This window comes from Deinococcus wulumuqiensis R12 (genome assembly GCF_011067105.1).
Classification (GTDB): Bacteria; Deinococcota; Deinococci; order Deinococcales; family Deinococcaceae; genus Deinococcus; species Deinococcus wulumuqiensis.
Map to the genome: position 1 here is coordinate 1,388,549 of NZ_CP049357.1, position 25,116 is coordinate 1,413,664.

Sequence of the window (25,116 nt, forward strand, 5' to 3'; positions counted from 1 at the left end):
AAACTACCAGATTCAATCGGAATCCGTATAACGACGCCGCGACACAGCACTTCGGAATGAACCGCTCTTGAAGGGGCCGCAGGGAAACCAATCTCTGCGGTCCTTTCCGCTTTTTTCCGCGCGAACCTTCTACACTCTCCCCGATGACCGCCCCCAGCCCCGATTCCGACTCCCCGGTCCTGCTCACCCCCGACGGCTCGCGCACCGCCCACAATGCCCGCTTCGGGGAGGCGTACGGGTCGCGGCACGGGGCGCGGGCGCAGGCGCACCACGTGTTTCTGGAGGGCAGCGGCACGGACACGCATCCGGCCCCCCGCGTGCTGGAAATCGGCTTCGGGCTGGGCGTCAATTTCCGGGCGACGCTGGCGAATGCGGCGGCGCGGGGCGTTTTGCTCCACTACCACGCCTACGAGTTCGACCCCGCCCCCGCCGACCTGCTGCGCGAGGTGGCCGCCGGGGGCGAAGGGGCCGACCACCCCCTCTGGGCGCGGGTGCTGGGGGGCTGGGGGCGCCCTGAAGGGCTGAACGAGGCGGCAGGCGGGGCGCGGCTGCGGGTGGACTTCTGCGACGTGACCACGGCGGAGGGAACAGAGGCCGGGTTGCCGCAGGGGTGGGCCACCGCGCTGTATCTGGACGGCTTTTCGCCCACGCGCAACCCGGAAGTCTGGACGCCCGACTTCGTGGCGCGGCTGGCGGGGGCGCTGGCACCGGGCGGGGTGCTGAGCACCTACTCGGCAGCGGGGCACGTTCGCCGCAGCCTGCAAGCGGCGGGCCTGCACGTGGAGCGGCGGCCCGGCGCCCCCGGCAAGCGCGAGTGTCTGCGGGCGGTGAAGCCAGCGTGAGGGTGACCGTCATCGGCGGGGGGATTGCCGGAAGCAGCCTCGCCTATTTTCTGAGCCGGGCCGGAGCGCGGGTGACGCTGGTAGACGCCGCAACGCACGCTGCCAGCCACGTTCCCGCCGCGCTGCTCAACCCGGTGCGCGGGCAGTCGGGGCAGGTGGACGGGCGGGCGCTGGAAGGACTGGCGACCACCTGGGCGCTGCTGGGCGACCTCTCGGCGGCGGGCTTCGTCGTCCCGCACGGGCGGGAAGGCATCCTGCGCCCGCTGCCCGACGAGAAGACCCGGCGCAAGTTCGTGGGCCACCTGCCTCCCGAACTGCCCCACGAATGGCGCGACGTGGGCGAGTTTCCCATCGCTCCCGGCTGGCACTCGGCGCTGTGGCTGCCGACCGGGGGCTGGGTGGACGGGCGGGCATTTTGCGCGGCGCTGCAACGGGCAAGCGGGGCCGAAGTGCTGCGGGGCCGCGCCGTTCAGCGGGCGGGGGAATGGTTCGTGCAGGACGGCGAGCGTCTTTTTCCTCTCACCCCTCAGCCTTCGACCGTCGTCCTGTGCGGCGGTTCCCTCGGCTCGACCTGGGCGGGCGAGCGGCGCACGCACCGCATGGGCACGATGCTGCTGCTCGACCGCGCTCCCACCTCCTTTCCCCTCAGTTTCGGGGCCTACCTCTCGCCCACGGCGCGGGGCGGGGCGCTCGGCGGCACCTTCGAAGCGCCTTCCCCGCACTGGCAGGAGACTGCGCTCCCGCTGGCCTCGCTGAACTGGCTGCTGGGCAAGGGCGCGGCGCTGTGCGGCCTGTCCGGCCTGCGCGTCACGGGCCACTGGACCGGCTCGCGCCTGAGCGGGCTGAAGGTGGGCCGGGACGAAGCGGGCGCATGGCACCTGAGCGGCCTGGGCAGCAAGGGCTTTTTGCTGGGGCCGCTGCTGGCCCGCGAACTGGCCGGGCAACTCCTCTCCGCCCGGGAATAAAATCACAAGCCCCTTCCCCCTTCCGCCCCCACCCCGTCACACTTCCGGTAACGCCGACGTTGCCGCACCGCCGCCTTCATCTCCCTTAGACTGTCTCTCATGGCGAAATACCGCATTTGTTTGATTGAAGGCGACGGCATCGGCCACGAGGTCATTCCTGCCGCCAAGCGCGTGCTGGACGCGGCAGGCTTCGACGCCGAGTATGTCCACGCCGAGGCGGGCTACGAATACTTCCTCGACCACGGCACCAGCGTGCCCCAGGCCACGTACGACGCGGTGGAATCCACCGACGCGACCCTGTTCGGGGCGGCGACCAGCCCCAGCGGAGAAAAGCCCGCCGGGTTCTTCGGGGCGATTCGCCACCTGCGCCAGAAGTACAACCTGTACGCCAACGTCAGGCCCACCCGCACCCGCCCGGTGCCGCACTCCTACGAAAACGTGGACCTCGTCATCGTGCGCGAAAACACCCAGGGCCTCTATGTGGAGCAGGAGCGCATCTACGGTGACACCGCGATTGCCGACACCGTGATCACACGCGGGGCCAGCGACCGCATCGGCAAGTTCGCCGCCGAGCTTGCCATGAAGCGCGGCAAGCGCCTGACCGTCGTTCACAAGTCCAACGTGCTGCCCGTCACGCAGGGCCTGTTCATGAACACGATTCTGGACCACGCCAAGACGGTGGAGGGCCTGACCACGAACACCATGATCGTGGACAACGCCGCCATGCAACTGGTGCGCAACCCGCAGCAGTTCGACGTGATGGTCATGACCAACATGTTCGGCGACATCCTCTCCGACCTCGCCGCCGGGCTGGTGGGCGGGCTGGGCATCGCCGCTTCGGGCAACGTGGGCGACAAGTTCGGCATCTTCGAGTCGGTCCACGGCTCGGCCCCCGACATCGCCGGTCAGGGCGTGTCCAACCCCACCGCCACCATCCTGGCCGCTGTCATCATGCTCGACCACCTCGGCGACCATGAAACGGCCCGCCGCCTCGACCACGCCATCAACAAGGTCCTGGCCGAAGGTCCGCGCACCCGTGACCTCGGCGGCACCGCCGGTACGAAGGAATTCACCGACGCCGTCATCCAGGCGCTGGCGTAAACCCAAACAGGCTTCAGGCTCCCGCTTCGGCGGGGGTTTTCGTTTGGACCCCCACTCCCACCCAGCCTCGGGGCCGCCGCCTCAAAGCTCCAGGCCCTCCGGTGTCTTGCTGCCCGCCAGAATCGCCGTCACCAGCACCTCGTATTTGCCGGTCACGAAGACCTTGAAGCCGTACTTCTGGAGCCTGCGCCGGGCGTCGGTCACGTCCGCCATCAGCAGGCTGAGGTCGGGCCGGACGAAATTGCGCACCCTCGCGCCGTAACTGAGCGTCCCGTCGCGGTAGCGGGCGTTCGGAAAGCCGAGCACCAGCCCGCCGCCCGGCGTCAGGTGGTGCCGGACGAGGGCGGCGAGCAGCGCGTCGGTCCTGACCCCCGGACTTTGCAGCAGGCTCAGACTCAGCACGAGGTCGAAGCGGCCCAGGTCGGGACGGGGCAGCGTGTTCACGTCCAGCACGCGAAAGTCCCCCGCCGGATGCCGTGCCCGCGCCCGGTCCAGCGCCTGCGGCTCGATGTCTGCGCCCAGCACCGCAAAGTCCCGCCCCGGAAACGCCAGCGCCAGCACGTCCAGTTCGTGCCCGCCGCCCACGCCGAGGGCCAGCACCCGGCCTCCCGGCGGCGGTCCCACCCGGCGCAGCGCCTCCACCAGCGTGAACACGAACACCGGGTCTTCGAGCTTGTCCACCCGCGCCCACTCGCCCGCGCCGTAGCCCTGCGCGTCGGGGTCGGGCCGGGGCGTGTGCGCCCGCAGCCGCACCCGCACGCGGCCCCCCGGCAAGCGCTCGGGCGTGAGCAGGTGCGCCCCCAGCAACTCGGCGAGGTCGGCCCAGGTCTGCCAGGAACGGTAACGGCCTGCTGGCGAGCGTTCCCCGGCGTAGAGGCCCAGGCCCAGGTCGGGGTCGGGCACGTCCAGCACGGCTTCGCCCCCGTCGATGAGCAAGCGGCGCACAGCGGGGAGAATGTCGGACAGCGGCGCGTCGGTGATGGTCAGGTCGGGAAAGGTCACGTCAGGAAAGGTCGGCACGCTCAGGGCAGCGGCCAGCCCTTCGTCTCGCCTTCACGCAGGATGGCGTCGAGGGCAGCGGCGCTCAGGCCATACGCCCCGCGCAGACGGCGGTGCAGCGCGTCCACCAGCGGTTGCTGCCGGGCGGCCTGGGCGTCCAGGCGGTCCATCACCGCGCAGGAGAGCGAGGCAGAGTGGGCCGTTCGCGGCTGGCCCCTCGTCTCGGCGGCGAGCAGCCGGGTCAGCCCCATGTCCTGCGTCTGCTGGGCGATGGCGAGTTGCCCGCGCATGGCGTGGGTCCACACCGCGCGGCGCTGCGGTTCCGAGAGGCCGTGGTTGAGTGCCGGAGAGGACGCCGCCAGCGCCAGATTGCCCAGCGCCAGATTGCCCAGCGCCAGAGTCCCCGGTGCCGGAGCACCCAGCGCCAGCACAGTCAGCACGGCCAATCGCTTGAACATGGTCCCGACTGTAGCGGACAGCCCCATGAAAAGGGTTATTCCAGCGGTTGCCCGGATTGAGCGTCGTAGTGGCGCCGCACCATCGCGTGTGCCCGGCTCAGGCCCAGGCGCTCGTCAAAGGGGATCAGGTCATCCGCTCAGTACCCCCGGTGCTTGACGACCGCGCCCTGGCCTTCCAGCCACTGCGTCACCGCGCCCACCGCCGCCTTGACGCCCGGGGTGATGATGGGGCCGCCGAATTTGGCGAGCCGGACGAGGTGCGTGCCGTCCTCGCGCTCGGTGATGCCGACCAGCACTTCCTGGGTCAGGTCGCCTTCCACCACGTGCGCCAGCGCCACCCAGCCGCCGCGCCGCAAGGTGGCGTAGAGGTCGAGCAGGACCACCGTCCACGTCCCGCCGCGCGCGGTCTGCTTGTCGAAGGCTTGAGGCGAAAAATCGGCGGGCAGGGTCAGGACAGCGTGGGGCACAGTGGGGTCTTCCTCCGAGTAAGGGACGAGGGTGCCACCAGAAATGGCACCGTTGGGAACAGGGTCGTGGCGGGTGGGCACGAAGCGGGCGTGCTGGGCGCCCAGCCCCAGGTCGCGCCACTTGAGGGCGTACTTGGTTTCCAGCGCGGCGGGGGGCGGCCCCGCGCGTTCGACCCGCATGACGCCGCTGGCCTCGGCCTGGGCGCAGGCGAACTCGAAATATTCGTCGTGGTCGGTGGTCAGCAGCACCGCGCCGCCGGGTTTCAGGCGACTGGCGGCCACCTGAAAAAACGGCACGCGCAGCAGGCGGTGTTCCTCGTGTCCGGCTTTGGGCCAGGGGTCCGGGAAATTGACCACGATGGCGTCGAGGCTGCCGTGCGGAATCACCCCGGCGACCAGCACCTCGGCGGGCAGCTTGGTCAGCACGGCGTTCTTCAGCCCCGCGTCCTTGAGGCGGCGGTGGGCCTTGAGCAGCGACACCCCGCTGATTTCCACGCCGAGGTAATTCGGCGGCTCAGGGAAGGTCCGGGCATAGTGCGGCCAGAAGCGCCCGTCGCCGAACCCCACTTCCAGCACCCAGGGCCGGTCCGGGGTGTCGGGGTAGAGGCGGGCGGGGTCGTCGGGAAAATGGAAGTCACCCAGTCGGAAAATCATGCGCCGCCCTCCTGTGTCCATTCGCCCGAGAGTTCCTCTGCCAGTCGCGCCGCGTCTTCCAGCACGCTGCGGTAGGTGTGGGTGCCGGGCGTACACTGCCCCAGCATCCGCACCCGGTCCAGGCGACCCACGCGAAAGCCGTCCAGTTCCGAGGGGGCGGGGGTCAGAAAACGCACGTCGTAATCGGGCGCGCCCTCCACGCCCCGCGCCGTCGCCTCGGCCCCGACCAGCCACACGCCGCTCAGAATCAGGTCGTCGGCCAGCCCATCGTAGGCGACTTCGGACAGGCGGCCCGCGTCCTCCATCGTCTCGCCGATGAGCAGCCGGCCCTTCAGGAACGACCCCACCGCCAGCACCACCGTCCGGGCGCGGAGCTGCGGGCCTTCCCAGGTGGACAGCGTGACCTGCTCCTCGGTTTCATCCAGCGCGGTCACGCAGCTTTGCAGCAGGTGAATGCCGCTGGTGCCCTCGATTTCGGCCTTGAGCCGCCGGTGAAAAGTCCAGCCGTCCACGTCGGGGGCCATCTGCGACGCCACCTGCGCGAACACGCTGCCGGGCGGAAAATCGGCGCCCGCAACAGTGGGCTGGTACAGGTTGCCGAGCGAGTCGAGTGCCTGCGACACCAGCAGCACGTCCCGGCCCGCGTGGGCCAGCCGCCAGGCGAGTTCGGTGCCGCTGAGGCCCGCGCCGACCACCGCCACGTCGTACAGGTGCCCCGGCTGCGGCTGGCTGCGGGGCGAGAGGGGGCCAAAGATGGGAGGGCCTTGGGTCATCGGGGAGGAGTGTAGAGGAGTTGACGGCGGCAAACGGCCCGGAGAGGGAAAGCGCACAGGAAACCTGCCCCCGGCGTCCCCTCTCCCGGCATACTGCGCCCGTGCCCCTGAACGCCGGTTATGCCTATGTCTCCCCCATCCAGCGCGGCGGCGTGACCGTGCTCGACTTCCTGGCGGGCGAGTTCCGCCACTCGGACCGCGCGACGTGGGCAGCGCGGCTGGCGGCGGGCGAGGTGGAGGTGGACGGCGTGACCGCAGGAGGCGACGAAACGCTGCGGCCCGGGCAAACGCTCGTCTGGCACCGCCCGCCCTGGGACGAACCCGAGGTGCCGCTGCACTTCGACGTGCCGTATCAGGACGCCGACCTGCTCGCCGTCTCCAAGCCCTCCGGCCTGCCGACGGTGCCGGGCGGCGGGTTTCTGGAACACACGCTTCTCCACCGGGTGCGCCGGGACTGGCCGGGGGCCTCGCCGCTGCACCGCCTCGGGCGCGGGACTTCGGGGCTGGTGCTGTTTTCGCTGACGCCGCAGGCAGGCGCGGCGCTGCTGCGCGACTGGCGCGGGGGCCGGGTGCGGAAGGTCTACCGGGCGCTGAGCGCGGGCGTGGCCGGGCAGGACGAGTACGACCTCACCGCGCCCATCGGCCCGGTGCCGCATCCACGCCTGGGAGAAGTGTTCGCGGCGAGTCGGGCGGGCAAAGCGTCGCACTCCCGGGCGCGGGTGCTGGAACGGCGAAGTGACACGACGCTGCTCGAAGTCGAGATTTTCACCGGACGGCCCCACCAGATTCGCATTCACCTCGCCTCGGCGGGGCTGCCGCTGGCGGGCGACCCGCTGTACCTCAGCGGCGGCCTGCCCCGCCCGGAGGCGCTGCCGGGCGACCTGGGCTACCGGCTGCACGCCTGGCAGCTCACGCTGACGCACCCGCGCAGCGGCGCTCCCCTGCGGCTGCTCGCGCCGGCGCCCCCCGAACTGTCCACGTCTGCCGAAACCGCCTGACCATTCGCGCGGGGCCTTCTGTTACGCTGGCCGGGTATGCCGAAAGTCATTGCCATCACGTCAGAGAAAGGCGGCGTGGGCAAAAGCACGCTGGCAGTCCACCTCAGCGGCGCCCTGGCCGAGCGCGGCCTCGCCGTGACCCTCATCGACGAGGACGGGCGGGTGGGCAGTTCGCTGCGCTGGGCACGCCGCCGTGAAGAGGGCCTGGGGTTCCCGGTCGTAGAAGCCGAGGAGGTCAAGCCCAAGAAGCTGGCCGACCTCGACGCCGTCGTCATCGACACCGAGGGGCGGCCCAGGCGCAAGGACCTGCGTGAGCTGGCAGAGCGGGCCGACCTGATTCTCATTCCCAGCGGGGTCACGGCGCTGGAACTCGAATCCACCCGCGAACTGCTCGACTTTTTCGAGGACGAGGACGCCGCCCGCCGGGTCCGGGTGGTGCTGACCCGTGTGCCGCCCACCGGACAGGCCGCCGACGCCGCCCGCGACGACCTGCGCGAGGACGGCTGGACCGTGTGCAACACCATGCTGCGCACCTACGCCGCCTACCAGAAGGCCGCCGAACTCGGCGTGCTGTGCCGCGACGTGCGTGATCCCCGCGCGGCACAGGCCTGGGACGACGTGCGCCGCCTCGCCCGAGAGGTGCTCTGAAGTGGCGCGGTTCGAGTACCTGACAGCCGAGAAGAAGGACAGCGGAAAAAAGTCGGGGAAGCCAGGCAAAAAGGCCAAAAAGACCCCCGCCCCCGACGAAAGCCGGGGCAAGAGCGAGGAGCGCGTGGAAGCCGTCTACGTCCGCAAGGAAACGGTGCGGGCGGTGTGGCGTGAGGTCAAAAAAGAAGGCGGCGAGAGCGTGAGCGAACTGGTCGAGGACCTGCTGCTGCGCTGGCTGCGCGAGCGGGCCTGAACGTCGCGTCCAGGGTCGGGACCGACGCGGGGCCGGTACAATCCCCTGCCATGACCGTCACGGGCCGCTTCGCGCCGAGTCCCACCGGGGCCATGCACCTGGGCAACGCCCGCACGGCGCTGCTGGCGTGGCTGCATTCGCGCGCGCACGGCGGGCGGCACCTGCTGCGCTTCGAGGACCTCGATGCCGGGCGGGTGCGTCCCTGGGCCTACGACCTGACCCGGCGCGACCTGGCGTGGCTGGGGCTGGACTGGGACGAGGAATTCCGGCAGTCCGGGCGCCTGGACCTCTACGCGGCGGCGCTCTCACGGCTGGACACCTACCCCTGCACCTGCACCCGCAAGGAAGTGCTGGCGGCCATCCAGGACAGCGCGGGGGCGCCGCACGGCGAGGAAGCGGTGTACCCCGGCACCTGCCGCGCGGGCAGCGTTCATCCGCAGCGCCCGGCGGCCCGGCGCTGGCGGGTGCCGGACGCCGAAAGCTGTGTGACCGACGCCCTGACCGGCAAGACGCTGTGTCAGTGGCTGCCGCGTGACGTGGGCGACTTCGTGCTGCGCCGCAACGACGGGGTATACGCCTACCACCTCGCCGTGGTGGTGGACGACGCGCTGATGGGGGTGACCGACGTGCTGCGCGGCGCCGACCTGTGGACCGCCAGTCCCCGGCAGGCCGCGCTGCACCGGGCGCTGGGGTTCACCCCGCCCCGCTTTCTGCACGTGCCGCTGCTGACCGACTACCGGGGCGAACGCCTCGCCAAACGGGGCGGCGCACCCCCGCTCAGCGAGTGGCGGGAGCGCGGCGAGGCGCCGGGGCGGGTGCTCGCCGACCTTGCCCGGTCCCTGCCCTGGCCCGAGTTTCAGGCCGTGCCCCAGGAAGTCACGGCCACCGAGTTGTTGCCCCTCTGGGCGGCGGTGCTGTCCCGGCAGGTGCTGGCCCGGTAGGCCCGCGCCTGAGCTTCAGGGCAGCGCCGTGCGCCCCACTTCCCGGCCCGCTGCGTCCAGTTCGACCAGTTCCCGGCCAGAGACGAACAGCAGGCCGCCCTGCGGGGTCCAGGCCGCCGGGCCGCTCACCCCTTCCGGGCGGACCACCCCTTCGCGGCGCCCGGTCTGCGCGTCGCGGCGCTCGATGCGGCCTGCGGTCAGCACCCATGTCCCGCCGTCGGCCAGAGGAAACCCGGCGCTGCCCTGCGCCCCGCGCAGCACCACCGTCGCCGGGTGGCCTTCGCGCAGGGCGTACAGCGTGTCTCCGGCGCGGACCACAGCCACGCGGCGACCCGCGCCGAACTGCGCGTCCTGCACCGGGCAGGCGGCTTCACAGCGCACCCCGGAGAGCACCTGCCCGTCGGCGAGGTTGACGAGCTGAACCCGTGTGCCGTCGCCCACCACCGCCCGCTGGCCGTCCGGCGCCGCCACCACTCCGGTCACTGCGCCAGTTGCTGCACCGGGCCGCAGCGACGTGCGGGCCTGCGTGCCGAGGTCGAGCCGTTCCAGCCCGTTCGCCCCGGCCAGCAGCAGCGCGGCGTCGCCCAGAAACGCTGCCCGCCGCGCCGGGTCGGACCACTGAATCTGGGTGAGCATTTTGCCGTCGCCCAGGTGCCACACGCTTGCCGCCTTCGCCCCGGCGACCAGCGCCAGTTGCCCCGAAGGACTCACGCGCAGGCCCTGGCAGGATTCGGGCAGCGTGAACCGCACGGGCTTTCCGGCGCCGAGCTTCCACAGCGACGTATCCGCGCACACCAGCCGCGTGCCCCCCGGCAGGGCCGCGACCCCGGTGACGGATTCAGGGGACACGGTTGCTGGAGAGACGGTTGCTGGAGACACAAGTGCCGGGGAGACAGGTGCGGGGGGCACTGCTCCCGGCGCCGCCGCGCTCAGCCCGGAAACCTGTGCGGAGGCCAGCGAACACAGCAGAAACAGGGCGGGCCACAGACGCGTCGGAGACATGCCCCCGAGTGTAGGGGCCGGGCAGATGAGACGGGGGACAGCGCAGCGCCCCAGGCCTACACTCAGAACACGTAGCCCTTGGGCACCACGACCACGCCGCTTTCGGTCACGGTAAAGCCGCGTTCGGCGTCCTGGTCGGGGTTCAGGCCGATGGTGGTGCCGGGCGGAATCACCACGTCCTTGTCCACGATGACCCGGTGCAGGTGCGAGTGCCGGCCCACCTGCACCTCGTCGAACAGCACGCAGCTCTCGACCAGCGAGTAGGAGTGGGTGCGGACGCCGCGCCCGAGCACGCTGTCGCGCACGGTGCCGCCGCTGATGATGGTGCCCCCGGCCATGATGGAGTTGAACGCCTGCCCCTTGCGCCCCTCGGACTCGTGGACGAATTTGGCGGGCGGCGAGAACTCGCTGCTGGTGCGCAGCGGCCACTCGGGGTTGTAGATGTCGAACTCGGGGTTGACCGACACCAGGTCCATGTTGGCCTCGAAATAGGCGTCGAGCGTGCCCACGTCGCGCCAGTAGGTGTTGGGGCGGTCCTGACCGGGAATCGGGTTTTTGTGAAAGTCGTAGGCCTGCACGTGGTAACCGTCGGACAGGGCGCGGGGAATCACGTTGTGGCCGAAGTCGTAGCCGGTTTCCTGCCCGCTGATGCTGGCCTCGAGCAGTTCTTCAAGCGCCCGGCGGCTGAAGATGTAGTTGCCCATGCTGGTCAGGCTGGTGTCGGGGTCACCGGGAATGGCGGGCGGGTCGGGCACCTTCTCGTGGAACTCGGTCACGCGCCAGCGTTCGTCCACCTGCATCACGCCGAACTGGTGCGCCTGAGCGCGGGGCATCGGGTAAGCGGCGATGGTGATATCGGCCCGCGCCTCGATGTGTTTTCCCAGCATGTGCTCCACGTTCATCTTGTAGATGTGGTCACCGGAAAAAATCGCCACGTAGTCGGCTTCGTAGTTCTCGATGAGGTGCATGTTCTGGTACACGGCGTCGGCGGTGCCCCGGTACCACGCGTTGCCGAGTTCTTCAAAGCGGTACATCTGCGCCGGAACGAGCGTGATGAAGTAGTCGCTCAGGAACGTGCCGAAGCGCCAGCCGCGCTGGATGTGCTCGGTGAGGCTCTGCGCCTTGTACTGGGTCAGCACGTAGACCGAGAACATGCCCGAGTTGATGAAGTTGTTGATGGCGAAGTCGATGATGCGGTACTTGCTGCCGAACGGCACGGCGGGCTTGGAACGCTTCTGGGTCAGCGGGGCCAGACGCGACCCCTGACCGCCAGCGAGAATCATGCCGAGAATACGTGGTTTCATGGTTTCCCCCAAAAAGAAGACGGCAAAAGAAAGAGCGAGGGTTGCCGGACCCCTCCACAGAGAACACCTGCAGCCAATCTGTCGACATCACTCTAGCTCCGGACCTGCAGGGCGACAGCAGGAGCAAGGCGACAACTTTAGGCGGGCGGCGCCGGGGCCACAGCGTTTTTTGGCCTCCCAGAGCCGTTCTTCACTTTTGCCACCAGTCAAGTCTCAATTTTTTCGCAAGACCGGTCAAAAGCAATGATTCGGACAGATTCATCATTTTCGGCTGAAGAAATTGGGATTTAGTTGTCTGGGACGCCGTTTGCCTCACCCCCCTCCCAGCCTCCCCCGCAAGGGGGGAGGAGCTAAAAACGCCGCATTCATCGCAAGTCATACGGATTCCGCTAAATTCCTGCACAGTCGGAACTACACCGCCTGTGCATCCATATCGCGAAATCCGTATCTTTTCCTACTCCTTTCAGTCGGATTGAATCCAGAAATCTGCTGGATTCAATCGGAATCCGTATCAGAAGCCAGGTTCTCAAAACTGTCCGAACCATTGCAAAAGACCCGTGCGGTCTCAGGTGAGGCCTAAAAAGGCCCGCAAGTTCTGCTCCGCTTCCTCCGGCGCCTGCACCTCGGCCCCGAGTTGGCGGCGCATCCAGGTGAGCTGCCGCTTGCCGTACTGCCGGGTCGCCAGGGCAATGGCCGCCTGCGCGTCCGCCCGGCTCAGGTGGCCCCGTGCCACCGCCAGCGCCTCGGCGTAGCCCAGCGCCTGCCACACCGTCGGGCGCGGCGTCTGCTCGGGCGGCACCTGCCCGGCGAGCCACTGCGCCTCCTGCGGCCAGCCCCCGCGCAGCATGGCCTCGGTGCGGCGCTGCACCCGCCCTTCCAGTTCGTCGGCAGGGGGCGAGAAGGCGAAGACCTCGTAGCGAAAGGCGGGCGGCGAATGGCCGAACTCGCCGGGAAAGCGCCCGGTGGCCCGCCAGACCTCCAGCGCCCGGACCACCCGGCGGGGGTTGCGCTCCATGCGGGCGGCCTCGGCAGGGCTGACGCGCTCGATGTCGGCCAGCAGCGCGTCCAGCCCGCGCTCACGCAACTCGGCTTCCAGGCCAGCGCGGGCCTGCGGGTCGCTCGGCGGCGTGAGCGGCAGCCCCCGCATCAGCGCACTGAGGTAAAACCCGGTGCCCCCCACCACCAGAGGCAAGCGGCCCCGCGCCAGGATGTCCGAGACGGCGGCCTCGGCCTGCGCGACGTACTGCGCCACGTCATAGCTCTGCGTCACGTCCACCACGTCGATCAGGTGGTGCGCCGCGCTCGCCCGCTCCTCCGGGGTGGGCTTGGCGGTGCCGATGTCCAGCCCCCGGTAGACGGTCAAGGCGTCGGCGGCGACGATTTCCAGTCCGGCCTCCTGCGCCAGCCGCAGCGCGAGCGCCGTTTTGCCCGCAGCGGTGGGGGCGGTCAGCATGGGAATCACCGGGGCAGACATGGCGCCGGACAGTGTAGGGCAGGCCTGGGCACCGGGCGCGTCCGGGCGCGTCCGGGCGCGGCGCGGGCGGCGAAGCTGCTACCCTCCGACCATGTCGCAGAGCAACAACGAAGCAGGCAAACCCGTCCTGGCGAGGCTGCAACACCTGATGACGCTGCGCGAGGAAGTCGAAACCCTGGCGCACGGCGGCCCCTGGACCCCCGCCGCCGACTGGCGCGACGCCGGCACCCACCTCGAACTGCTGCTGGACGTGCCCGGCGTGGACCCGGCGAGCCTCGCGCTCGAAGAGGACGGCGGGCAACTCACCGTCAGCGGCGAGCGGCAGGACGCCGCCGGGGAAGGCCGCCCCCTGCTCAGCCGCGAACGTCCCAGTGGCCGCTTCAGCCGCTTGCTGTCTTTTCCCGAGCCGGTGCGCCCCGAGTCGGGCGACGCGACTCTGGTGGGCGGCGTCCTGACAGTGCGCTTCGAGAAACTGCACCCCACCATCGACGTGACCGCTCACCCGGCACCCGGCAACGGCTGATACGGATTCCGATTGAATCTAGTAGTTTCAGATTCAATCCGACTTGCAAAGCTGCGCAGCAGAGCGGATGCGAGTAGGAAAAAATACGGATTCCGCGATATGGATGCACAGGCGGCGCCTTCCCAACTGTATAGGCCCGACTGTGCAGGAATGAAGCGGAATCCGTATGAGACGGGTGCCGATCAAGGCCCGCAGCAGGAAGGCCGGACGCCGACGGGAAGGACTTGCAAAGCGGCGAGGCCGAGGAAGAAAATTTGCGGACCCTCGCGGTATGGAACCGCCCAGCGACCCAGGAGCCGCTTGCGGTCGCGCCGTCAGGACGGACGAGCGCAGGCGGCGTTGCGGCTGTAGTGGGCTGCGGCTGTAGTGGGTTGCGGCGGTAGTGGCCGACCGTGTTGGCCGACCGGGCTGAAACGGAGCGGCATCCGCACCGGGCCCAGACGAGGCTGCTGCCAGAGCCGCTGCCAAGGAGGCCGCAAAAAGAGCCCCCCAAGGGGCCGGACACAGGGAACCGCCTTCCGGCCACGAAGGAAGTGACACCGCCGGGGAGGTCCGCAGAGCCAGAGCAGGTTTATACTGGGTTCAAGAACATTGGTCCCCCTGCCCGACTGTTGCGCTGCTGCCCCAGCACGCCAGACGGCTTCGCGCACGACTGTCGCCGCTGGAAGCAGCTTTCGCCCCGCCCTTTTCTTTCAGGAGTGTTGTCATGACCGCGTCCTCTGCCTCTTCCGCCCTGCCCACCCCCCTGTCCAAGCCCTGGCTCGCCTCGTACGAGGCGGGCGTGCCGCACGACTTCACGCCCAGTGGCCGCACCCTCTTTCAGCTGCTCGAAGACACGGCCAACCGGTTTCCCCAGCGCACGGCGCTGCATTTTCTGGGACAGAACACGTCGTACAAGGAGCTGGTCAAGCGGGTCAAGCGCTTCGCCAGGGCGCTGCAACGCTCGGGCGTGAAGCCCGGTGACCGGGTGGCGATCATGCTGCCCAACTGCCCGCAGTTCGTGGTTTCCTTTTACGGCACGCTGCTGGCCGGGGGCGTCGTCGCCAACACCAGCCCGCTTTATACGCCCAGCGAACTGGAGCACCAGCTCATCGATTCGGGCAGCGAAACCCTGGTCATTCTGGACAGCATGTACCCCCGCTACGCCGAAATTGCGGACAGGGTGCCGGTCAAGCGCGTCTTCGTGACCCGTATTCAGGATGAGCTTCCCTTTCCCAAAAACCTGCTCTACCCCATCAAGGCCATGCGCGAGGGCACGCTGGCGAGCGACAGCTTCAAGCGCGACCCCAAGGCCGTGCCGCTGCGCTTCGTGCTGAAGCTGCAAGACGCCGACCCGGTCCCGGTGACGGTCGGGGCGGACGACGTGGCGCTGCTGCAGTACACCGGCGGCACCACCGGCGTGCCCAAAGGCGCGATGTTGACCCAGCGCAACCTCGTCGCCAACGCCGAGCAGAGCCGCGCCTGGATGGTCGGCCTTCAGGAAGGGCGCGAGATCACGCTGGCGGCGATTCCGTTTTTCCACGTGTACGGCATGACCACCGCCATGAATATGAGTGTGCTGATTGGCGCGACCATCGTGCTGGTGCCCAACGCCCGCGACATCAAGATGGTGCTGGGCGAGATTTCGCGCACCCGCGCCACCTTGCTTCCCGGCGTACCCACCCTGTACAACGCCATCAACAACCACCCCGACACCGCCGCGCACGACCTGACCACCATCCGGGCGTGCATCAGCGGCTCGGCCCCCCTGATGCAGGAAACGGCCCGCGCCTTCCGCGAGATCACCCACGGGGCCAATCTGGTGGAGGGCTACGGCCTGACCGAAAGCAGCCCGGTCACGCACGTCAACCCGATCACCGGCGAGCAGAAAGACGGCTCCATCGGCCTGCCGCTGCCGGGCGTGGACGCGCTGGTCATGGACGACGCGGGGCAGCCGGTGCCCACCGGCGAAGTCGGTGAGCTGTGGGTCGCCGGACCGATGGTCATGAAGGGCTACTGGAACATGCCCGAGGAAACCGCCAAGGTGCTGCGCGAGTACGCGGGCAAGACCTGGCTGCTGACCGGCGACATGGCGACGATGGACGAGCAGGGCTTTTTCCGCATCGTGGACCGCAAGAAGGAGCTGATTATCGCGGGCGGCCACAACATCTACCCCCGCGAGGTGGAGGAGGCGCTGACCGCGCACCCCGCCGTGCTGGAAGCCGCCGCCGTGGGCGTGCCTGACGCCTACCGGGGCGAGAGCGTGCACGCCGTGGTCGCCCTCAAGCCCGGCATGCAGGCCACCGAGAAGGAAATCATCGCGCACTGCCGCCAGCTGCTCAGCCCCTACAAGGCGCCGCGCAGCGTGGAATTCCGCGACGAACTGCCCAAGACGGCGGTCGGCAAGACCCTGCGCCGCCAGCTGGCCGCCGAAGCCCGCGAGCGGCTGGAAAAGGAAAAGGCGGACAAGTCGGCCTGAGCCTTTACCCTTCTCCGTGTCCCCCGGCTGCGGCTGGGGGATTTTCCGTTTCTCCCCTTGACCGGCCCGCTCCTGCCGTATCCTGCCCCACATGACCAGACCCCCCAAACGCGGCGCCGGCCCTATCAAAGGCTCCAAGGGCCGCAACCAGCAAAGCCGCCGCAACGTGCCGGTGGGACGCGGCGGCGAGAGCCGTGACAGCGTGCGCCCGGTGCGCGAAACCCCCGAAGACCGTCAGGCCCGCAGCGAGGGCCGGGTGCAGCGCGACCCCGGCTTCAAGCCCGGCGAGAACAAGGCGGCGTCCCGGCCTGCCCGCAGCGGCAGCCAAAGCAGCAGCGGTGGCCAGGGCAAGATCGGCCTGCGCGGGTCGGACTTCCGCTTCACCAGCGGCGGCCCGCGCAAGGCCCCGCCCAAACTCGGCGCCAAGAAAGCCCTGCCCGAACTCAAGCGCGTGCAGCTCGACGCCCCGGCGCCCGAGACGGTGTTTCGTGACCTCGACGGCGAAAAGGTCTCGTTCCCGGAGAGCAACCTGCGCCGGGTGGCCGCCCGCGTGCTGGCCGAGCGGCACAAGCCCTGGCGCTTCCGGCCCTTCGCCTTTCCCCTGTTTACCGACAAGGGCCACGAGCAGAGCTTTCACTTCGACTTCTACATCTACGACCCCGAAGGCAGCGTCATCCGACTGATTCTGGTCGTGCCGCACGAGTCGCGCGAGGTCTGGGACCGGGTGGGCCGCTTCAAGCGCCAGTACCCGATGTACACGTACGAACTGTGGACCCCCGAGAAGCTGGCGCAGTTTCAGAAGGGCGGCAAGCTGGGCTGGTAAGGCTGAAGTTGTAAGAGGGGGCGGCGCGGGCGGCTCCCTCCTTTCCTTTTGCGGGCGGCTCCCTCCTTTCCTTTTGCGCCCCTCTCCCCTGCTACCCTCCAGGGCGTGAGTCGCCCGTCTGTTCCCGCCAAAGCCAGCCGCACCTCGCGCGGCCCCGCCGTGACCCTCAAAGACGCCGCCGTGCGCCGCATCGCCGGGCGCTACCCGTTCGGACACTCGGGCGACATCGCCCGTGCCGACGCCGGTATAGGGCCGGGTGACGTGGTGGACGTGCGCGACGAGGGCGGAAAACTGGTCGGGCGCGGGTACTTCAACCCGGAAGGTGCCACCCCGCTGCGGATGCTGACCTGGGAAGCGCGGGACATCGACCTGAACTTCTACCGCGAGCGGGTGCGGGCGGCGCTGGCCCGGCGCGAAGGCCGCATCACCGGCACGAACGCCCTGCGGGTGCTGCACGCCGAGGCCGACGGGCTGCCGGGCGTGGTGGCCGACCGCTTCGGTGACGTGCTGAGCGTGCAGCTGCGAAACGCGGGCGTGGAAAAGCACCGCGACCTGATTCTGCGGGCGCTGCGCGAGGAAACCGGGGCGACCTCCGCCTTCGAGCGCAGCGACACGGGCGAGCGGCGCAAGGAAGGGCTGGACCTCGTGAGCGGCCCGCTGTGGGGTGAGCTGCCGGAGCGGGTGGAGTTCTATGAGGACGACCTGCGGCTGCACTTCGCGCCGCTCGACGCGCAGAAGACCGGCTTTTTCCTCGACCAGCGCGACAACCGCCGCATGATGGCGCGGCTGGTCGGGCCGGGGCAGCCGTTTCTCGACGTGTACTCCTACACCGGGGGCTTTTCGCTGCACGCGGCGAAGGCAGGAGCGCAGAGCACCGCCATCGACAAGGACAGCGTGGCGCTGGGGGTGCTGGAGCGCGAGGCCCGCGAAAACGGCGTGGGCGTGAACCTGCGCTGGGGCGACGCCATCGAGCAACTCGCCGCGCTGGAAAAGGAAAAGAAGTCCTTCCACGCCGCCGTCTTCGACCCACCCACCCTCGCCAAGCGCCGTGACGACGTGCCCCGTGCCAAGCGGATTTTCACCGACGGCACCGCCGCGCTGCTGCGGATGCTGACCCCCGGCGGACACGTGCTGGTCAGCACCTGCGCCCATTACATCCGGGTGGACGACCTGCTCGACGCGGCGCGGGTGGCGGCGGGCGCGGCGGAGTGCGACGCCGAGGTGGTGGACATCACCTACCAGCCCGCCGACCACCCCCACCTGCTGAGCGTGCCCGAAAGCCTGTACCTCAAGAGCATTCTGCTGCGCAAACAGGGCTGAAGGGGGGCACAGATGCTCAAGCACGTTTCCTTTCTGACCCGTGACCTCGGCGCGGTCCTGGCCTTCTACACCCAGCTGGGCGGCATCGTCGAAAAAGACCTGACCACCCACGAAGGCCACCGCCGGGGCGTGGTGCGGCTGGGCGAGGGCCGCTTGCAGTTCTTTCAGGTGCAGGGCGAAGCGCCTGCGCCACACCCCCACTGGGCCGAACACGTCGCGCTGCATGTGCGCGGGCTGCGTGACCTGCTCCCCCTACTGAAGGCAGCGGGCGTCACCGTAACCCGCGACCTGCAACCCAGCCCCGGCGGGCGCGACATGGCCTTCGTGCTCGACCCCGACGGGCGGCAGGTGGAGTTGCTCGAAGGGGATGAGAGTATTTGAAAGAAAGGGACCCCTCACCCCTGCCTTTGGCAGGCCTTCTCCCCCTGGTAGAGGGTCAGAAAATGCTTCGGCTTCAAGCCTCTCTCTGCGCTATCCCACGAAAAATTGTGCAACGCAGAACGCCAGGGCCGTCGGGCGCTGAAAGCGCACGGGCCTCGCGTACGTAGAACTCACGAGCGTCCAGACCAACCCACCCAACGGCGAAACACCGCCCGCCAAGCGCCATCACCACCATTTGCCCAGTGCCAACGTCAACTCCCCTGTCCCCTGTGGGCATAGGGGCCGGGGGTTGGGGCCAAAAGCTAAAGCCCAAGCCACCACGCCTCTCAACCACCTGCAAGCGGCCAAACTCCCATTTCCCTCCCCTACCCCCCTGATATGCTCAGAACAGAATGCCCAGCCCCATTCACATTCTCCCCCCCCACGTCGCCCGCCTGATTGCTGCGGGGGAAGTGGTGTCACGGCCCCTGGATGTGGTGCGCGAGCTGGTGGAAAACGCGCTGGACGCCGGGGCGAGCCGCATCGACATCGAGGTGGACGGCGGCGGCCTGGAACGTGTTCAGGTGCGTGACAACGGGTGCGGCATCCCGGCGGAGTCGGTGCCCCTGGCCCCTGCCCGTCACGCGACGAGCAAGCTGACGGCAGCCGAACCTGTCGGCGCGGGCGGCCTGGAGGTGACCACCCTCGGTTTCCGGGGTGAGGCGCTGTGGGCGGCGGCGCAGGCGGGAACGCTCGAACTGATGACCCGCCCGGCGGCGCAGGTGGGGGCGGCGCGGCTCTACGCCCAGGGCGACGAGGTGCAGGTCAGCCGCACGTCGGCCCCGGCGGGAACGACCGTCACCGTGTCGCGGCTCTTTGCCCACCTGCCGGCCCGGTTGCGAACGCAGGCGAGCGCGGGGGCCGAGGTGCGCGACATCACCGCGCTTCTCGGGCGCTACGTGCTGCACCACCCCGGCCTGCACTGGCGGCTGACGGTGGACAGCGACCCCCGGCTGACCCACGCCCCCGCCGACCACCGGGGCGCGGTGGCGACGGTCTACGGCCCGCTGAGTGCCAACCGGGTGCTGACGCTGGATACGGGAACTGTGCGCGGGGTCGTCTCGCGGCCCGAACTCACGCGGGCGCGGCGGGACCGGATGCACTTCGCGGTCAACGGGCGGCCTGTCACGGCGCCGCCGGAACTCGAACGCGCCGTCATCGACGCCTACGCCGAACTGCTGCCCGCAGGAACCGCGCCGCTGTGTGTGCTCGACCTGACGGTGGCGCCGGAAGACCACGACCCCAATATCCACCCGGCCAAACAGGTGGTCGCGCTGGCCGACCTGCCGGACGTGGCGGCGCGGGTGCGGGCGGCGGTGGCGCAGGCGCTTGCCGGGCATCCGCTGGTGCGGGCGGCCCCGGCCCTCATCGCGCCCCCCGAGCCGCTGCCGACGCCCACAGCGGGCCACTTTCCCGACCTGACGCTGCTCGGCGTGTATCAGGAACTGTACCTGCTGGCTCAGGGGGAAGGCGACCTGTGGGTGGTGGACGCCCACGCCGCCCACGAACGGACCCTCTACGAGCGGCTGAGCCGCGAACTCGGGGAAGCGGCCCCGCTGGAATTGCCTGCGCCCGAACTGCTGCACCTGACCCCCGAACAGACCGCCCAGTTGCACGAGCGCGGCGCCGAACTGCGCGGCTGGGGCCTGACCATCGAGAACTTCGGGCCGGGGCTGGCACGGCTCAGAACGCTTCCGGCGGCGCTGGCGGCCCTGCCGGTGCCCCGGCTGCACGAACTGGTGGTCGACACGGCCCTTTCCGGTGGCCCCGACCCCCGGCGCGAGGTGCTGGCGCGGCTGGCGTGCCTGCCTGCGCTCAAGGCCGGGATGCTCGACCCCGAGCGCGGCGCCCTCGTCCTGGCCGCGCTGCGCGAGTGCGAGCAGCCCTGGGCCTGTCCGCACGGGCGGCCCACCGTGCTGCGGCTGTCCGAGCGCGACCTCGCCCACGCCTTCGGACGGCGCGGCGTGCGCGACGTGGCGCGGGGGCGGGACAGCGTGGCTTGAGGGGAGAACACCGCTCGGCGCAGGAGAGTCAACCTTTGCCCAAACTGGGCTTCACCCGCCTGACACGCCGCAGACGCTATGAACAGCCCCATGACTGATCCCAAGAACGAACAAGGCGGCCTTCCTAGCGACATAGGCAACGAGATGAGCGAGCGCGCCGGCTACTACGACGAGTCTCCCAGCGGCGAAACCGAAACCCCGGTGGGCCGCCCCTCCACCGACACGACCTCGCCCGGCGCGGTGCCCACCGTGACCGGCGACGACCGGGGCATGCACCAGACCGGCACCAGCTTCGGCACGACCCCCGAAGACGACAAGCTCGTCTGAGCGTTTCTCCACCTGCGGCACGCTGACCCATTTCGGGACCGGCGTGCTGTTTTGCTGCCCCGCTTTGCCCTACACTGACCGGCTGTGACCGCCGCGCCCCGCCCCCCGCATACCCTATCCGTGGCCCCGATGATGGACTGGACGGACCGGCACTGCCGCATGTTTCACCGCACGCTGACCCGCCGGACGCTGCTGTACACCGAAATGGTCACGACGGGCGCCGTGCTGCACGGGGACCGGGCCAGGCACCTCGACTTCAGCCCCGCCGAACACCCCGTCGCCCTGCAACTCGGCGGCAGCGACGCGGCGGCGCTGGCCGAGTGCTCCCGGCTGGCCGAGGACTGGGGCTACGACGAGGTCAACCTCAACTGCGGTTGCCCGTCCGACCGGGTGAGCAGCGGCTCGTTCGGCGCGTGTCTAATGGGCACCCCCGACGTGGTGGCGCGGGCGGTGGAGGCCATGCGGGGCGCGACCCGGCTGCCGGTCACCGTCAAGCACCGCATCGGGATTGACGACCTCGACAGCTATGAGCACCTGACGGGCTTCGTGCGGACGGTGGCGGCGGCGGGGTGCGAGCAGTTCATCGTCCACGCCCGCAAAGCGTGGCTCTCGGGCCTCTCACCCAAGGAAAACCGCGAGATTCCGCCGCTGCGTTACGAGGTGGTGGGGCAGCTCAAGCGGGACTTTCCGCACCTGACCATCGTGCTCAACGGGGGCGTGCGCTCGCTGGCCGAAGCTCAGGAGGCCCTGACCTGGGCCGACGGCGTGATGGTGGGCCGCGCCGCCTACCAGGAGCCGTACCTGCTCGCCGCCGCCGACCGGGACATCTTCGGGGAGGACGCCCGGACGGTCAGCCGCCGCGAGGCCATCGAAGCCTATCTGCCCTACGTGGCCGCGCAGTTGGAAGCCGGGCAGCCGCTGAACCGCATGATGAAGCATGCCCTGGGCCTGTTCGCCGGGCAACCGGGCGCGCGGCACTGGAAACGGACACTGAGCGAGCAGGGCCACAAACCGGGCGCGGGGTTGGACGTGGTGCGGGCGGCCCTGGCCGGGGTGCCCGAGGACGTACTGGACGCCAGAGCCTAATACGGATTCCGATTGAATCTGAAACTACCAGATTCAATCCGACTTGCAAAGCTGCGCAGCAGAGCGGATGCGAGTAGGAAAAAATACGGATTCACCTCGGGTGCGGCGGAATCTAAGCTGCTGAACGCACGTAGCGCTCTAGGTGCAGCATCAGGTTGTGGGCCGCAACCGCACGGCACGTGCGGGCTACGACGGCCTGGAAGGAATTCAGCTGCACCTCACCCAGAGAGCAGCATCTCGCTAACCTGGAAAAGACCGATTCTATGCGCTTTCTTAGTTTCCCCAGCACCGGTGGCCATGCCACCGGTGTCTTCGCGTTCTCCCGTGACTTGGCGTACACGCCACTCCCGACGTAGCCTTTGTCCCCAAGCGTGCGGCTGCGTTCGTATTCAGAGAGCAGCTCACGGGCCACGCCCTGCTCGGATTCGTTGGCAGCGACAATGGCAAACTTCGTGAAGTAGCCCTGCGTGTCGACGACGCCGTGAAGCTTGTAGCCCATCACCCAGCCCATACTCCCTGGGCCTATTTTTGCTTCTGACTGCTGTCTGGGCCGCTTCATTCGGGCACCCTGAGCAATGGGGAGGGGTTTACTGTCGATAATGAGGATGTCTGCATCTTTCGGGCTGAGGGACAGCCCGAAAGATGCGATGAGATGCCTGGCTGCGAGTAAATGGCGGTGGTAGCGACTGCGTTCGGGGAGGTGTGGGAAGAGGTCGGCGTAAAGCTGACGAACGAGGGCGAACCAGGTCTCGCTGTTCTTCTGACCAAGAAGGTCGCCCACGAGGGCGATAGTGATCAGTTCAGAAGGAGTGGCCTGACGGTTGCGGGCCATGGGAAGCTGGTAGCTTCCCATAGCGCTGAGCAGTTGGAGATGGTCGTCGACAAGGACGTAGGCCAGTGTGAAGAGGTCGGGCAGGCTAAAATATTCCAGAAGCTGGCTGGTTCGCATAACCCCAGCTTCGCTTTTTTCGCCCCTTCTTGCGCCGCACCCGAGGTGAATCCGTATAAAAAACCCCGCCAGGGTCGGCGGGGCTTTGCTTTTTCGTTTTGCGTCCGGCGTCAGAACACGATGGGCAGCACGCCCACGCTGTCGCCGCCGCAGTCCACCGTCACGCCTTTGGGCGCGTCGGACACGGTGCAGCCCAGCGCCCGCAGGCCGGAGAGCGGGAAAATCAGGTTCTTGCCGTCGGTGGCGGGGGCCAGGGGCAGGTCCACGTTGCCCGTGCCGCGCTGCGCGGTCTTTTGCCCGGCGGTCACGGTCAGGGGCGTCTGACCCGCCACGTTCATGCGGAACTTGCCACCGCCCAGGCCGACCACGTTGACCACGCCGACGAGGTCCTTGCCCAGCAGGTAGGGCTGGCCCCTCACCACGCCAGCGGGCGCGGCGGGTTTGCTGACTGCGGGCGCACTCACGGCGTCCACCACCAGCAGGGTTTCGGCGGCGCCGAGGGGGGCGCTGAGCACGTAGGCGCCCGCCTTGCCCGCCGTGTCCTTGACCAGCAGGCTGCCCGACTGCGGATTTGCCGCCGGACCACTCAGCTTCCAGTCGCCCAGGGCCTGCGACCCCAGCGCGGTACGAATCTGGGTGCGGGCCTGAGCCGGCGCCCGCTTGGTGTAGAGGCACACGGCCTGGCGGCTGACCTTGAGCTTGCTCGGGCACGACACGAGCTGACCGCCGACGGCGCGGCTGACCGCAATCGCCACGCCGCTCACCGTGCGGTCGGTGACGGGTGAAACGGCGGCAACAGGGGCAGGCGACGCCTTGGCCGGGGCCGGCGCAGGAGCCGCTGTCTGGGCCAGGGCACCGGGAAGCAGGGAAGCGGCGAGCAACGCCGCAAGGGTCTTGGGGAAAGCGTGGGCCATACGCCGCATCTTAGGCGCCGCGCATGAGGGGGAACTTTGAGTCGTGAGACCGGGCGGCTCAGCGCTCCAGAGACCGCTCGCTCAGCGCCCACAACCGCGCCGCCGCGCCGTCGTCGAGGGCCTGGGGCGCGGGCGTGGCCCGGCGCGAGTCGGCGTAGTAGCCGCCCGTGTCCACCGGGGCCGTCACCGCGTACAGGCTGGTCTGTGCGCCCTGCTCCGGGGTCAGCGAGAAGCGGTCGAGCAGGCCGTACGCCTGGGCGAAGCGCCCGCCGCCGTTTTTGCCGAAGCCGCTGGCGACCATGCCGGGGTGCAGCGAGACGCTGAGCAGTTCGGGTTCCCGCCGCGCCAGTTCCCGCGCAAAGAGGATATTGGCGAGCTTGCTCTGCGCGTAGGCGGGCCAGGCCGCGTAGCCCCGGCGAAACTCGGGGTCGGCAAAGCGAATGCGCCCGATCACGTGCGCCGCCGACGCCACCGTGACCACCCGCGCCAGTTCGCCGCGCCGCTCGGCACTCTGGCGCAGCAGGGGCAGCAGCTCACGGGTCAGCAGAAACGGCGCGAGATGGTTGAGTGCCCAGGTCAGCTCGATGCCTTCGCGGCTTTCTTCCCGCTGGCGGTGCAGCGCCCCGGCGTTGTTGACCAGCACGTCGAGTTCGCCGAAGCGTTCGCGGTACTCGGCGGCGGCCCGCTCCACCTGCGCGAGTTCGCTCAGGTCGGCCAGCACGGTCCCGGCGGCCCCCACCTCGGCGGCCACCCGCGCCGTGCGCTGTGGGTCGCGGCCCACGATGACCACCTGCGCCCCGCGCCGGGCCAGCCCCCGCGCCGTCTCGAACCCGATGCCCCCGGTCGCGCCCGTCACGAGGATGTGGCGCCCGGCCAGGGAGTCTGCTGTCTGCTGCGTGTTCATGGCTCCACGATAAACAGCGAACGCCCGCACGACTGCACCCTGGACCGGAAACAGGGCAGCAGGGTGAAACAGGGCAGCAGGGTGAAAGGGACGCAGGCATGACCGAAGGGAACAAGCCCCACCGAAGCAAGAAGAAGGGCCGACCCCCGAGAGAGCCGGCCTTCTGGCGCGGCGGACTTCACCCGGCCCGCCTGTTTCTGAATTGCGCGGTGAGACCAGAGTACCCAGCCGGATGTCACAGACTTGTCACGGTTTCATGAGGCCCAGGCCAAGCCGCGTACAGCTTTGGGGAGGCCCGCCTCTCAGAGTTCACGGCTCATACGGGACGGAATTCTTCTTCGGAGATGTCGGAAAAGCGCCGCCATCTCCTTCGCTCCATTCCGTCCCGTATTTTCTTGTACTCGCTCTGCTCGGAAAAAGAGCTGGCATGCCTTATACGGATTCCGATTGAATCTGGTAGTTTCAGATTCAATCCGACTTGCAAAGCTGCTCAGCAGAGCGGATGCGAGT

At 69.1% G+C, this 25,116-nt stretch carries 25 protein-coding genes; 15 read left to right on the forward strand and 10 right to left on the reverse strand.

The annotated features are described in order from the left end of the window. Positions 1-143: 143 nt before the first annotated feature. From mnmC2 to G6R31_RS06805, 3 genes are all read left to right on the forward strand, one after another. Positions 144-842 (forward strand): tRNA (5-methylaminomethyl-2-thiouridine)(34)-methyltransferase MnmC2, encoded by a 699-nt coding sequence (mnmC2, locus tag G6R31_RS06795; protein WP_017869574.1) that lies wholly within the window; start codon positions 144-146, stop codon positions 840-842. Next, positions 815-1,807 carry an NAD(P)/FAD-dependent oxidoreductase gene (locus G6R31_RS06800; protein WP_017869575.1) on the forward strand — a complete coding sequence of 331 codons (993 nt, stop codon included), beginning with the start codon at positions 815-817 and terminating at the stop codon, positions 1,805-1,807. Before mnmC2 ends, G6R31_RS06800 begins: the two co-directional genes overlap by 28 nt. A gap of 99 nt (positions 1,808-1,906) precedes the next feature. After that, positions 1,907-2,908, forward strand: a complete 1,002-nt coding sequence (locus tag G6R31_RS06805; RefSeq protein WP_017869576.1) for an isocitrate/isopropylmalate dehydrogenase family protein — start codon at positions 1,907-1,909, stop codon at positions 2,906-2,908. Positions 2,909-2,989: 81 nt separating this feature from the next. Here G6R31_RS06805 and G6R31_RS06810 read toward each other — a convergent pair whose 3' ends face one another. The 4 genes from G6R31_RS06810 to G6R31_RS06825 form a co-directional block, all read right to left on the reverse strand. Then, the gene (locus G6R31_RS06810) at positions 2,990-3,928 is read right to left on the reverse strand and encodes a class I SAM-dependent methyltransferase (RefSeq protein ID WP_017869577.1); all 939 of its coding nucleotides are present in this window, start codon (positions 3,926-3,928) and stop codon (positions 2,990-2,992) included. 2 nt (positions 3,929-3,930) lie between these two features. Continuing rightward, positions 3,931-4,365, reverse strand: a complete 435-nt coding sequence (locus G6R31_RS06815) for a hypothetical protein (RefSeq protein ID WP_017869578.1) — start codon at positions 4,363-4,365, stop codon at positions 3,931-3,933. A gap of 137 nt (positions 4,366-4,502) precedes the next feature. Then, complete coding sequence (trmB, locus tag G6R31_RS06820) at positions 4,503-5,486, reverse strand: tRNA (guanine(46)-N(7))-methyltransferase TrmB (RefSeq protein ID WP_017869579.1); 984 nt, start codon at positions 5,484-5,486, stop codon at positions 4,503-4,505. After that, positions 5,483-6,259, reverse strand: coding sequence for an FAD-dependent oxidoreductase (locus tag G6R31_RS06825; protein WP_017869580.1), 777 nt, complete (start codon positions 6,257-6,259; stop codon positions 5,483-5,485). Before G6R31_RS06825 ends, trmB begins: the two co-directional genes overlap by 4 nt. Positions 6,260-6,360: 101 nt before the next feature. On the opposite strand from G6R31_RS06825, the gene G6R31_RS06830 reads away from it, so the two are divergent. The 4 genes from G6R31_RS06830 to gluQRS are packed head-to-tail and all read left to right on the forward strand — an operon-like array spanning position 6,361 to position 9,099. Continuing rightward, entirely contained in the window at positions 6,361-7,257 is an 897-nt protein-coding gene (locus tag G6R31_RS06830; protein WP_017869581.1) for an RluA family pseudouridine synthase, read from the forward strand. A gap of 36 nt (positions 7,258-7,293) precedes the next feature. Next, positions 7,294-7,905 (forward strand): ParA family protein, encoded by a 612-nt coding sequence (locus G6R31_RS06835; RefSeq protein ID WP_017869582.1) that lies wholly within the window; start codon positions 7,294-7,296, stop codon positions 7,903-7,905. Between the two features lies 1 nt (position 7,906). Next, positions 7,907-8,158: a hypothetical protein gene (locus tag G6R31_RS06840; RefSeq protein ID WP_017869583.1), complete on the forward strand. Its 252-nt coding sequence runs from the start codon at positions 7,907-7,909 to the stop codon at positions 8,156-8,158. Positions 8,159-8,208: 50 nt separating this feature from the next. After that, positions 8,209-9,099, forward strand: coding sequence for a tRNA glutamyl-Q(34) synthetase GluQRS (gene gluQRS, locus G6R31_RS06845; protein ID WP_017869584.1), 891 nt, complete (start codon positions 8,209-8,211; stop codon positions 9,097-9,099). A 15-nt stretch (positions 9,100-9,114) separates the two neighbouring features. Here the strand turns inward: gluQRS and G6R31_RS06850 are convergent, their stop codons facing one another. The 3 genes from G6R31_RS06850 to miaA form a co-directional block, all read right to left on the reverse strand. Next, entirely contained in the window at positions 9,115-10,101 is a 987-nt protein-coding gene (locus G6R31_RS06850) for a WD40 repeat domain-containing protein (protein WP_081608198.1), read from the reverse strand. 62 nt (positions 10,102-10,163) lie between these two features. Further along, complete coding sequence (glgC, locus tag G6R31_RS06855) at positions 10,164-11,405, reverse strand: glucose-1-phosphate adenylyltransferase (RefSeq protein ID WP_025567482.1); 1,242 nt, start codon at positions 11,403-11,405, stop codon at positions 10,164-10,166. Between the two features lie 565 nt (positions 11,406-11,970). Beyond that, the gene (gene miaA / locus G6R31_RS06860; protein WP_017869587.1) at positions 11,971-12,879 is read right to left on the reverse strand and encodes a tRNA (adenosine(37)-N6)-dimethylallyltransferase MiaA; all 909 of its coding nucleotides are present in this window, start codon (positions 12,877-12,879) and stop codon (positions 11,971-11,973) included. 91 nt (positions 12,880-12,970) lie between these two features. Between miaA and G6R31_RS06865 the strand changes: the two genes are divergently transcribed. The 8 genes from G6R31_RS06865 (at position 12,971) to dusA (ending at position 21,839) form a co-directional block, all read left to right on the forward strand. Then, the gene (locus G6R31_RS06865; protein WP_017869588.1) at positions 12,971-13,402 is read left to right on the forward strand and encodes an Hsp20/alpha crystallin family protein; all 432 of its coding nucleotides are present in this window, start codon (positions 12,971-12,973) and stop codon (positions 13,400-13,402) included. Between the two features lie 706 nt (positions 13,403-14,108). After that, positions 14,109-15,860, forward strand: coding sequence for a long-chain-fatty-acid--CoA ligase (locus tag G6R31_RS06870; protein WP_017869589.1), 1,752 nt, complete (start codon positions 14,109-14,111; stop codon positions 15,858-15,860). Between the two features lie 91 nt (positions 15,861-15,951). Beyond that, positions 15,952-16,683, forward strand: coding sequence for a hypothetical protein (locus G6R31_RS06875; protein ID WP_017869590.1), 732 nt, complete (start codon positions 15,952-15,954; stop codon positions 16,681-16,683). Between the two features lie 159 nt (positions 16,684-16,842). Further along, positions 16,843-18,003, forward strand: coding sequence for a class I SAM-dependent rRNA methyltransferase (locus G6R31_RS06880; protein WP_017869591.1), 1,161 nt, complete (start codon positions 16,843-16,845; stop codon positions 18,001-18,003). Between the two features lie 12 nt (positions 18,004-18,015). Continuing rightward, positions 18,016-18,384, forward strand: coding sequence for a VOC family protein (locus G6R31_RS06885; RefSeq protein WP_017869592.1), 369 nt, complete (start codon positions 18,016-18,018; stop codon positions 18,382-18,384). A gap of 392 nt (positions 18,385-18,776) precedes the next feature. Beyond that, positions 18,777-20,426, forward strand: a complete 1,650-nt coding sequence (gene mutL / locus G6R31_RS06890; RefSeq protein WP_017869593.1) for a DNA mismatch repair endonuclease MutL — start codon at positions 18,777-18,779, stop codon at positions 20,424-20,426. 90 nt (positions 20,427-20,516) lie between these two features. Continuing rightward, positions 20,517-20,753, forward strand: a complete 237-nt coding sequence (locus tag G6R31_RS06895) for a hypothetical protein (RefSeq protein ID WP_017869594.1) — start codon at positions 20,517-20,519, stop codon at positions 20,751-20,753. 129 nt (positions 20,754-20,882) lie between these two features. Beyond that, entirely contained in the window at positions 20,883-21,839 is a 957-nt protein-coding gene (gene dusA / locus G6R31_RS06900) for a tRNA dihydrouridine(20/20a) synthase DusA (RefSeq protein ID WP_051056465.1), read from the forward strand. A gap of 112 nt (positions 21,840-21,951) precedes the next feature. On the opposite strand, the gene G6R31_RS06905 is transcribed toward dusA, so the two are convergent. The 3 genes from G6R31_RS06905 to G6R31_RS06915 all read right to left on the reverse strand — a co-directional run bounded on the left by G6R31_RS06905 (position 21,952) and on the right by G6R31_RS06915 (position 24,606). Continuing rightward, a complete protein-coding gene (locus G6R31_RS06905; protein WP_114671024.1) occupies positions 21,952-22,788 on the reverse strand; it encodes a transposase in 837 nt (278 codons plus the stop codon). A 110-nt stretch (positions 22,789-22,898) separates the two neighbouring features. Continuing rightward, on the reverse strand, positions 22,899-23,702 hold the full coding sequence (locus tag G6R31_RS06910) for a hypothetical protein (RefSeq protein WP_017871775.1): 804 nt from the start codon (positions 23,700-23,702) through the stop codon (positions 22,899-22,901). 58 nt (positions 23,703-23,760) lie between these two features. After that, positions 23,761-24,606, reverse strand: coding sequence for an SDR family oxidoreductase (locus G6R31_RS06915; protein ID WP_017871774.1), 846 nt, complete (start codon positions 24,604-24,606; stop codon positions 23,761-23,763). Between the last annotated feature and the right edge of the window lie 510 nt (positions 24,607-25,116).